At 38.2% G+C, this 10414-nt stretch carries 9 protein-coding genes; 3 read left to right on the top strand and 6 right to left on the bottom strand.

The features are described 5' to 3' along the window. Positions 1 to 36 precede the first annotated feature (36 nt). The 5 genes from DF281_RS09155 to pdhA all read right to left on the bottom strand — a co-directional run bounded on the left by DF281_RS09155 (position 37) and on the right by pdhA (position 5829). On the bottom strand, positions 37 to 819 hold the full coding sequence (locus DF281_RS09155; RefSeq protein WP_109349951.1) for an SDR family NAD(P)-dependent oxidoreductase: 783 nt from the start codon (positions 817 to 819) through the stop codon (positions 37 to 39). A 165-nt stretch (positions 820 to 984) separates the two neighbouring features. Then, positions 985 to 2400 (bottom strand): dihydrolipoyl dehydrogenase, encoded by a 1416-nt coding sequence (lpdA, locus tag DF281_RS09160; protein WP_109349952.1) that lies wholly within the window; start codon positions 2398 to 2400, stop codon positions 985 to 987. 4 nt (positions 2401 to 2404) lie between these two features. Then, complete coding sequence (locus DF281_RS09165) at positions 2405 to 3700, bottom strand: dihydrolipoamide acetyltransferase family protein (RefSeq protein ID WP_109349953.1); 1296 nt, start codon at positions 3698 to 3700, stop codon at positions 2405 to 2407. A gap of 35 nt (positions 3701 to 3735) precedes the next feature. Continuing rightward, on the bottom strand, positions 3736 to 4713 hold the full coding sequence (locus DF281_RS09170) for an alpha-ketoacid dehydrogenase subunit beta (protein WP_109349954.1): 978 nt from the start codon (positions 4711 to 4713) through the stop codon (positions 3736 to 3738). 3 nt (positions 4714 to 4716) lie between these two features. Continuing rightward, complete coding sequence (gene pdhA / locus DF281_RS09175) at positions 4717 to 5829, bottom strand: pyruvate dehydrogenase (acetyl-transferring) E1 component subunit alpha (protein WP_109349955.1); 1113 nt, start codon at positions 5827 to 5829, stop codon at positions 4717 to 4719. Between the two features lie 356 nt (positions 5830 to 6185). Between pdhA and def the strand changes: the two genes are divergently transcribed. Next, entirely contained in the window at positions 6186 to 6743 is a 558-nt protein-coding gene (gene def / locus DF281_RS09180; RefSeq protein ID WP_109349956.1) for a peptide deformylase, read from the top strand. A gap of 235 nt (positions 6744 to 6978) precedes the next feature. Here the strand turns inward: def and DF281_RS09185 are convergent, their stop codons facing one another. Continuing rightward, complete coding sequence (locus tag DF281_RS09185; protein WP_109349957.1) at positions 6979 to 7764, bottom strand: Cof-type HAD-IIB family hydrolase; 786 nt, start codon at positions 7762 to 7764, stop codon at positions 6979 to 6981. 330 nt (positions 7765 to 8094) lie between these two features. Here DF281_RS09185 and DF281_RS09190 point away from each other — a divergent pair, with 330 nt between their 5' ends. Beyond that, a complete protein-coding gene (locus tag DF281_RS09190; RefSeq protein WP_109349958.1) occupies positions 8095 to 8304 on the top strand; it encodes a DNA-dependent RNA polymerase subunit epsilon in 210 nt (69 codons plus the stop codon). Between the two features lie 4 nt (positions 8305 to 8308). Further along, positions 8309 to 9976, top strand: coding sequence for a ribonuclease J1 (gene rnjA, locus DF281_RS09195; RefSeq protein WP_109349959.1), 1668 nt, complete (start codon positions 8309 to 8311; stop codon positions 9974 to 9976). The last annotated feature ends 438 nt before the right edge of the window (positions 9977 to 10414 follow it).

Genomic DNA, 10414 nt, shown 5'->3' on the forward strand with positions numbered 1-10414 from the left:
CATGCAAATCCACTTTGCATGATGCCTCTCTTTTTTTTATAACGCTGGTGAAGCACCACCATCAATATTTAGTGCTACTCCTGAAATGTAAGATGCCGCATCCGAAACTAGGAATGTGATCGTATTAGCCGCTTCTTCCGCCTCGCCAATTCGCCCGAGTGGAATTTCCTCACCCATCTTCTCACTATATTCTTCCCAAGTTAAATTCGGTGCATCTTTCTTCCAACGCCGTTCAATTTGAGCACTTTTGATTAAACCGATACATACCGCATTAACTCGAATACCATGCTGCCCTAAATCCTTGCTCATTGTATTCGTTAAAGCTAATCCTGCTGCTCTTGAAACAGAAGTAGGCATAGAGTTTTCAAATGCTGTTTTGCCAGAGATTGCTGTTAAATTGACGATTGCCCCACCGCCGTGTTCAATCATATGAGGAACTGCAGCTTTCGAACAGTTAACTGCGCCAAAAAGCTTTAACTCCAAGTCTTCTTTCCACTGTTCTTCCGTAATATCTAAAAATGGAGAAGTGGAAGTAACACCCGCATTATTTACTAAAATATCGATGCGATTAAACTTCGTCACGGCACTACGAATCAATTTTTCACAATCGGATTTCTTCGTCATATCCGCTACGATTGCAAGTACTCGTTGACCTGTTTCTTTTTCAATTTTATTCGCAGCTTCCATTAAAGTATCTTCTTGGCGACCACAAATTACGACGTTCGCCCCTTCAGATATTAATTGCTTTGCTGTTGCAAATCCAATCCCCCTTGATCCTCCAGTTATGACTGCCGTCTTCCCTAATAATCCTAAATTCATAAAAAACCACCCTCACTTTTAAGTGTTGAAAATTTACATATTTTATCGAATTATACACTATTTCTCACATTATAAATAATTTTTCGACCTGAAAAAGGCGAACTGCACGATTAAGCGCAATTCGCCTTCTATATTTAATTTAAAAGAATAACTCTCTTAAATTGATTATTTTTTAGCCACCATGTGAATTGGTGTTCCAAGAGCTACTTCTGCAGCCTCCATTACGATCTCACCTAAAGTTGGGTGAGCATGGATTGTCATAGCTAGGTCTTCTAAAGTCATACCCGCTTCAACCGCTAATGCGATTTCTGCGATCATGTCAGAAGCGCCAACACCTACGATTTGTCCACCAAGAACAAGGCCATCTTCTTTACGAGCTACAAGTTTAACAAAGCCATCTGTTTCGTTAAGAGCTAATGCACGACCGTTTGCACCGAATGCAAATTTACCTACAGAAACTTCATAACCTTCAGCTTTAGCTTCTTCTTCGTTGAAGCCTACAGTAGCCATTTCTGGATCTGTGAAGCATACAGCTGGAATTGCAAGGTAATCAACGATTGAAGATTCGCCTGCGATTGCTTCTGCTGCTACTTTACCTTCGTAAGAAGCTTTATGTGCTAATTGTAAACCAGGAACTACATCACCGATTGCATAAATGTTTGATACTGAAGTACGACATTGTTTGTCAACTTTTAGTAATCCACGTTCTGCAAATTCGATTCCTACGTTTTCAAAGCCCATTTCATCAGTGTTTGGACGACGACCTACAGTTACTAATACATAATCAGCTTCTACAGTTTTCGTTTCGCCTTTCACTTCGTAAGAAACTTTAACGCCATCAGCAGTTTCTTCAACACCTTGTGCTAAAGCTTCTACTTCGATTGTAACGCCTTTTTTCTTAAGACCTTTTTTAACGATTTGAGTCATTTGTTTTTCAAAGCCAGCAAGGATATCTTTACCGCCTTCAAGGATTGTTACTTCAGAACCAAGGTTAGCGTATGCAGAACCTAATTCAGTACCGATGTAACCACCACCGATTACTACTAGTTTACCTGGTAGTTCAGCAAGGTTTAAAGCACCTGAAGAATTAATTACACGTTTAGAGAATTTGAAAGTCGGGATTTCAACTGGACGAGAACCAGTAGCGATAATTAGGTTTTTAAAGTTATAGTGTTGTGATCCAGATTCAGTCGCAACTGTTAATGAGTTTGCATCGTTTAAGTATGCTTCGCCCATTACTACTTCAATTCCATTACCTTTAAGTAATCCAGATACACCGCCAGTTAATTTCTTAACAACGCTGTTTTTGAATTCTTGTGCTTTTGTAAAGTCTAGTTTTACGTCAGAAGTGATAACACCCATGTCATCTGATTCTTTCGCTTGTACAAAACGGTGACCTACTGAAATCATTGCTTTAGATGGGATACAGCCTACGTTTAAGCAAACTCCACCTACATATTCTTTTTCAATAACTGTTACTTTTTGTCCTAATTGTGCTGCACGGATTGCTGCAACATATCCACCAGGGCCTGAACCAATTACAATTGTCTCTGTTTCGATTGGGAAATCTCCTACTACCATGTTATTACGCCTCCATTAATAATAATTCTGGCTCACTTAACAAACGTTTTAAATGATTCATCGCGTTTTGCGCAGTGGCACCATCGATCATTCGATGATCAAAGCTCAATGATAATGCTAACACAGGTGCGCCTACAATTTCACCATTTTTTATTACAGGTTTCTCTGCAATACGTCCAATACCTAAAATTGCAACTTCAGGATGGTTGATTACAGGAGTGAACCATTGACCGCCTGCTGAACCGATGTTCGAGATTGAACATGAAGCTCCTTGCATCTCATTAGGTGCTAGTTTACCATCTCTTGCTTTTTCTGCAAGTGTATTGATTTCATCAGAAACTGCGAACACTGATTTACGATCTGCGTGTTTAATAACTGGTACTAATAAACCGCGTTCTGTGTCAGCTGCAATCCCGATATTATAATAATGTTTTTGGATTACTTCTTCAGTTGCATCGTCTAATGAGCGGTTGAATTCAGGGAATTTACGTAATGTGCTTACTAATGCTTTTACAACATATGGTAAGTACGTTAGTTTAATACCATCTTCCGCAGCGATGTTTTTGAATTTCTTACGGTGAGCCACAAGATTCGTTACATCTACTTCGTCCATTAATGTTACGTGAGGAGCAGTGTGCTTAGAGTTCACCATTGCTTTAGCAATTACGCGACGCATAGCTGACATTTTCTCACGTGTTTCAGGGAATTCACCTTCAAGATTAACAGGTGCAGCTGGTGTTGCTTTCACTTCTGAAGTTTCTTCTACTGTATTTTCAGTAGATACAGCTTCAGGTGCTGGAGCATTGCCATGATTTAGAATATCTTCTTTTACGACACGGCCATTTTTACCTGTACCAACAACTGTAGTAATATCAACACCTTGCTCACGTGCAAACTTACGAACAGAAGGCATTGCGATAATGCGTTTAGAAGTATTTGAAGATTCAATTACCTCTGCTACTTCTTCTTTTTCTGGAGCAGCAGCTTTAGCAAGTTCTGGAGTAGGTTCTTCTTTCGCTTCGTCCTCTGAGTGACCGCCTTTTAATTGAAGGTCTTCATATCCAGGAGCGTCAATTGTTAGTAACACTGTACCAACAGTTGTTAATGTACCTTCTTCAACTAACACTTCTAAAACAGTGCCGTCCACAGGAGAAGGAATTTCAACGACTGCTTTGTCGTTTTGTACTTCTGCTAATAAATCGTCTTCTTTGATTTCTTGACCCGGTTTTACGAACCATTTCACAATTTCTCCTTCATGGATTCCTTCCCCGATGTCTGGTAAACGGAATTCAAATGCCATAGTCTTTCACCCTTCCTTCTTCGTTCTACATGATTTTAGAATGTTAATACTTTTTTAGCTGTTGCCATTACATCTTTATAATTCGGTAGCCATACTGCTTCCGCTTGTGGGTATGAGTAAATTGTATCTGGTGCAGTTACACGTAATACAGGAGCTTCAAGACTTAAGATTGCGCGTTCTGTAATTTCAGTTACTACATTCGCTGCGATCCCTGCTTGTTTTTGAGCTTCTTGTACAACGATTGCACGATTTGTTTTTTCAACAGATGCAATAATTGTTTCGATATCTAATGGTTGAACTGTACGTAAATCTACTACTTCTACTGAGTGACCTTCTTTTTCAAGTTCTTCAGCAGCTTTAAGTGATTCGTGTACCATAGCTCCATAAGCAAAGATTGAAAGGTCAGTACCTTCACGTTTTACGTCTGCTTTGCCTAGTGGAATTGTGTAAGACTCTTCCGGAACTTCTTCACGGAATGAGCGGTATAGTTTTAAATGCTCTAAGAAGATGACTGGATCGTTATCTCTAATAGAAGAAATTAATAATCCTTTTGCATCGTAGGGCGTACAAGGAATAACTACTTTTAAACCTGGTTGAGATGCTACAAGACCTTCTAAGCTGTCTGAGTGCATTTCTGGTGTATGAACACCACCACCGAATGGAGAACGAATCGTTACTGGTGCGTTGAATGCGCCACCTGTACGATATTTCATACGAGCCATTTGACCAGAAATTGAATCCATTACTTCGTATACGAAGCCGAAGAATTGAATTTCAGGTACTGGACGGAATCCTTGTAATGAAAGACCAATTGCTAAACCGCCGATTCCCGATTCTGCAAGTGGTGTATCGAATACGCGATCCACACCGAATTCTTTTTGAAGACCTTCAGTTGCACGGAAAACCCCACCGTTTACACCAACGTCTTCACCGAATACTAGCACGTTTTCATCTTCTTTTAACTCACATCTTAAAGCGTCTGTAATTGCTTGAATCATTGTCATTTGTGCCATCGGTTATTTCGACTCCTTCTCTTTGTAAATTTCATATTGTTCTTTTAAGTTATATGGTAATTCATCTGTATGCATAATTGAGATTAAATCTGTTACTTTTTGTTTTTCAACGCCATCTGCTTCTTTAATCGCCGCTTTAATATCTTCTTTCGCTTGTTCGATTACTTCAGCTTCTTTCGATTCGTTCCAAAGTCCTTTTGCTTCAAGGTATTTACGGAAACGAACAACTGGATCTTTCTTTTCCCACTCTGTATCTGTATCAGTTGTACGGTAACGAGTTGGGTCATCTCCAGCCATTGTATGAGGACCATAACGGTAACATACAGTTTCGATGAATGATGGGCCTTCGCCAGCTACTGCACGTTTACGAGCATCACGAGTTGCTACATAAACTGCAAGTGGGTCCATACCATCTACTTGAATACTTGGAATACCTGCTGCAATACCTTTTTGTGCAATAGTAGTTGCAGAAGTTTGTGATTCACGAGGTGTTGAAATCGCGAATTGGTTATTCTGTACGATGAAGATTGCTGGTGATTTATATGCACCTGCAAAGTTAATTCCTTCATAGAAGTCACCTTGTGAAGAACCACCGTCACCTGTGTAAGTTACTGCGACAGCTTTTTTACCACGTTTTTGCATACCTAGTGCAACACCTGCGGCTTGAACATATTGAGCACCGATAATAATTTGTGGTGGGAATACGTTAACGCCTTCTGGAATTTGTCCACCTACGAAGTGACCACGAGACCATAAGAACGCTTTTGATAAAGGTAAGCCATGCCATATGATTTGAGGTACGTCACGGTAACCTGGTAAAATGAAATCTTCTTTCTCTAAAGCGAAGTGTGAAGCGATTTGTGACGCCTCTTGACCTGCTGTTGGTGCGTAGAAACCTAATCGACCTTGTCTATTTAAAGAGATAGAACGTTGATCTAAAATACGTGTGAAAACCATACGTGACATCAGTTCAACTAATTCTTCATCTGATAATTGAGGATCTAAATCGCTATTCACGATTTCGCCATTTTCATTTAGGATTTGAACCATCTCAAACTTTTCTTCGATTTCTTTTAAGTTTTTTACTGGGTCAAAAATATTATTGTTTGAAGCCATTCTCTAACATCTCCTTCGTAACTGTATTATTACATTTTTAAAATTAATTAGTACAACTAACTCTATTTTCAGTATAATAAATATTTTTTCATACGTCAATCACTTAATTCACTGTATAGACACAATATTTCATCATTAATCTGTGTTACATTTTTCAAAACGTCTGTATTATAATACAGAATGCTATTTGGAAAATTAATGTAGGACAGCTGAAAACCCACTGTCTTGAATATTCCCTTTGCAAAACGCGATAAAACAATGGAAGAAAATGGCTCGACTTAGACTTTTTTTATTGATGAAAATATTCGTTGTTGTATAATAAATATGAAGATTCCGTATTGAAAGGAAGATAAATAATGATTTTAATGAAAGATATTATTCGCGAAGGACATGAAACTCTTCGCATTAAAGCCTCTGAGGTGTCACTACCACTTTCGGATGAGCATAAAAAATTAGGTGAGGAACTATTAGAATTTCTTGAAAATAGTCAAGATGAAGAACTAGCTGAGAAATACGGTTTGCGTTCTGGCATCGGCATTGCAGCTCCTCAAGTTAATAAATCCGTTCGCATATTCGCACTACTTGTTCCAAACGACCAAGGTGATTTAGTGCGCGAAGTTGTCATCAACCCTAAAATCGTCAGCCATTCAGTAGAAGAAACATACTTACCTGGTGGCGAAGGTTGTCTATCAGTAGACCGCGATGTACCTGGTTACGTGCCTCGTCCACAACGTATTACAGTTAAGTTTTTCAATTTAGACGGCGAAGAAAAGAAAATGCGTTTAAAAAATCTACCAGCGATTGCTTTCCAGCATGAGTTGGATCATTTAAATGGTGTGATGTTCTATGATCACATTAATGAAAAAGCTCCATTCGAACAACCTGCAAACTCACATCCACTTGAAGGTGAGTAAATAACAAAAAGGCTACGGATCATCGTTATGATTTTCCGTAGCCTTTTTATTTTAAATGAAAGAAGTTTTTTTGAAATAAGAAACAATCGTCTTAATACAGTAGAAAGAAATTTATATATATTAATAAAAATATGAAATCAATTTCGTTCGAAAAAATAATCATTTTCTAGAAAAATCATATTGAATAGTAATAAAAACTTATGACATAGAAAATAGTTTCTCTACCTCTTCCGCGTTAATCACATAAACCTAATTTTCGCATCGCTTTCGATAAACCATCTTCATCAACATGATCGGTCACGAAAGTTGCAGCTTGCTTCGCTTCTTCAACGCCATTCCCCATCGCAACACTAACACCTTTACCAGCGACGAATTCTAACATTTCAACATCGTTCAAACCATCACCGAACACAATTACATCTTCAATTGAAAAGTCTGTTTGCTTGATGAATTGTTCGATTCCATATGCTTTTGAAACATCATGGTTAATAACATCTGCAGAAAATTTATGCCAACGAATAAATGCTAGTTCTGGAAAATTCGTTTCATACTCAGCTTGCTTTTCAGGTGTTACATATAACAACGCTTGGTACACATCCGTATTTTTATAATGATCTACATCATATTCCGGCATTGGATAGTACAGTGAATCTAAACTTTCTTTGACTTGGTCATGATGTTCAGTAGTAGAAGTCATACGGAACTGGTCTAAATAAACTGTCGGATATTGTTCTTCAGCTGCTGCCGCAGATAATTTCGCTAATACTTCTTGCGGAATTGGTCGTTTTGAGATCGGCTCACCTTTATAAACGACAAATTGTCCGTTAAAACTGACGAAACTATCGACATTCAATTCATCGCTCACTTCTTTTAAGAAAAATGGTGAACGCCCAGTCGCAATTGCGATTTCGTGACCTCTCTCTCTCGCTTCATTAATTGCTTTCATCGTTGCTTCTGGAACTTTCTTAGATGAATTATATAATGTGCCATCTATATCAAAAAATAATAATTTTTTATTCAACTCTAGCAAACTCCTTCCTATATAAATGTCAAGTTATATATCTTTACTCGCATCCTAAAAATTAGTATAATGTAATTAAGGAGTGATTGCCATGTTTAAACGTCTGAAAAAACAGTTGTTGAAACGGCTTCGTGGCTTACTCGAGAAAAAGACAGTAGCGTAATTTTTGGTGGGAGAAGTCCTGAATACCAGACTTTTCCTGCCATTTTATTTGGGTTAAAAGAATAAGCACTCATTTTTATGATGGCTTTTCTTTATTTTATACTAGTGACGTGATAATATATAAGCAATGCAGTATATTTTGAACGTGTTAAAGGAGAGCAAACAATAATGATTTACAAAGTTTATTACCAAGAGAGCATGCTTGAGGTTCCAGTTCGCGAAAACACTAAGAGCCTATATCTTGAAGCGGAAGATCCACGCGAAGTTCGCGAACTTCTAGCTGATCGTAAATACAATATCGAATTAATTCAATTGCTTGAAGGAAACTACCTAGAGTATGAACAAGCAAGTGAAAACTTCCACTTGGAGCAATTCTAAGTAGATGAAATTCGTCAAGAATGATCAAACAGCTGTTTTCGCACTCGGCGGACTGGGCGAAATCGGCAAAAATACGTATGCAGTTCAATTCCAGGATGAAATTATCCTGATTGATGCGGGGATTAAATTCCCTGAGGATGACCTTTTAGGCATCGATTATGTAATACCTGATTATACTTATCTTGTTAGAAATGTTGATAAAATTAAAGGTCTATTTATTACCCACGGTCACGAAGATCACATTGGTGGTATTCCTTACTTACTTCGCCAAGTGAATGTTCCTGTTTATGGCGGTAAACTAGCACTTGGTTTACTACGTAATAAATTAGACGAACATGGTCTACTTAGAACTACTAAGATGATCGAAATTCAAGAAGAAGATGTCATTAAATTCCGTAAGACGTCTGTAAGCTTCTTCCGTACGACTCACAGTATCCCTGATGCTCTAGGCGTTGTTGTTAAAACACCACCTGGTAACATCGTGCATACAGGTGACTTCAAATTCGATTTCACACCTGTTGGTGAACCAGCTAACATTACAAAAATGGCTGAAATCGGTAAAGAAGGCGTACTTTGCTTACTTTCTGATAGTACAAATGCTGAAGTTCCAGATTTCACAATGTCTGAACGTAAAGTCGGCGAAAGCATTGACGAAATTATGCGTAAAGTAGATGGCCGAATTATTTTCGCCACTTTCGCATCTAATATCCACCGTTTACAACAAGTAACTGATGCAGCCGTTAAATTCGGTCGTAAAGTTGCTGTATTCGGTCGCTCAATGGACAACGCGATTAACATCGGACGTGAGCTTGGTTACATTACAGCTCCAAAAGAAACATTCGTTGATACACAGACATTAAACCGTCTACCAGCTAATGAAGTTATGATTTTATGTACAGGTTCTCAAGGTGAACCAATGGCTGCTTTATCTCGAATTGCAAACGGTACTCACCGTCAAATTCAAATTCAGCCTGATGATACAGTAGTATTCTCTTCTTCACCGATTCCTGGTAACACGACTAGTGTTAATAAAATTATTAACCTTCTATACCGTGCTGGTGCTGATGTAATCCACGGTGCAGTTAGTAATATCCATACTTCTGGTCACGGTTCTCAACAAGAGCAAAAACTTATGCTTCGCTTAATTAAGCCGAAATTCTTCATGCCAATTCATGGTGAATATCGTATGTTACGCATGCATGCTAGTTTAGCAATTGATTGTGATGTATTAGAAGACAATATTCATATTATGGAAAATGGTGATGTCTTAGCATTAAGCTCTGACGAAGCTCACGTAGCTGGCCGTATCCCTTCTGGCGATGTTTATATCGACGGAAATGGTATTGGTGATATTGGTAACATCGTACTTCGCGATCGTCGTATCCTTTCTGAAGAAGGTCTAGTAATCGTAGTTGTGAGTGTCGATATGGCAAATCACCGCATCGTTTCTGGTCCAGACATCATCTCACGTGGATTCGTCTATATGAGAGAGTCAGGTATGATGATTAATGAAGCACAACAAATGTTAAATAGACATTTACAAGAGTCTGTGAAGGATCAATCTACTCAATGGTCAGATTTGAAAAATGAAATCGTTGATGTATTAACTCCTTACTTATTCGAAAAAACAAAACGACGTCCAATGGTTCTACCAATCATTATGGAAGTTTGATTATAGGAAAGCGTTAGTGAATGTTAAAACTTCACTAACGCTTTTTTTGTGGTTCTATTATATATGTTGGGGTATTAAAACAATTCACGTTGTAACTTTCAGAAAGAACGAATGCTTTCCGCCGACAAGTGCCGCACTATTTCTTTCCACTTTAGGTGGAAAGAAAGGATTGCTTCACACTTGTTTTTCGGCAGGAGTCCTCGTTATTTCTTTCAATATTGATCTATGTGAAAAATGGCAAAAAAAAGCACAGTTTCACCAATTCCTTTATACTTAAAATGCTGAATAATAAGCGAAAGAAAGGTGAGCTGTGCTATATGAAGTCTATCATGAATATGCCAGGTTTAAAAGATGTTTTAATCACAAAAATTGAAGAAATTGAGGGAAAGTATGCCCTTTATATTGAGTTACCTAAGGTTCCCCATACTTGTCCATCTT

It is taken from the genome of Kurthia zopfii (assembly GCF_003143955.1).
Classification (GTDB): domain Bacteria; phylum Bacillota; class Bacilli; order Bacillales_A; family Planococcaceae; genus Kurthia; species Kurthia zopfii.

Excerpts from the sequence above, each read along its gene's own strand:
- DF281_RS09155 (WP_109349951.1), bottom strand. The coding sequence starts at position 819 with ATGAATTTAGGATTATTAGGGAAGACGGCAGTCATAACTGGAGGATCA.
- lpdA (WP_109349952.1), bottom strand. The coding sequence starts at position 2,400 with ATGGTAGTAGGAGATTTCCCAATCGAAACAGAGACAATTGTAATTGGT.
- DF281_RS09165 (WP_109349953.1), bottom strand. The coding sequence starts at position 3,700 with ATGGCATTTGAATTCCGTTTACCAGACATCGGGGAAGGAATCCATGAA.
- DF281_RS09170 (WP_109349954.1), bottom strand. The coding sequence starts at position 4,713 with ATGGCACAAATGACAATGATTCAAGCAATTACAGACGCTTTAAGATGT.
- pdhA (WP_109349955.1), bottom strand. The coding sequence starts at position 5,829 with ATGGCTTCAAACAATAATATTTTTGACCCAGTAAAAAACTTAAAAGAA.
- def (WP_109349956.1), top strand. The coding sequence starts at position 6,186 with ATGATTTTAATGAAAGATATTATTCGCGAAGGACATGAAACTCTTCGC.
- DF281_RS09190 (WP_109349958.1), top strand. The coding sequence starts at position 8,095 with ATGATTTACAAAGTTTATTACCAAGAGAGCATGCTTGAGGTTCCAGTT.
- rnjA (WP_109349959.1), top strand. The coding sequence starts at position 8,309 with ATGAAATTCGTCAAGAATGATCAAACAGCTGTTTTCGCACTCGGCGGA.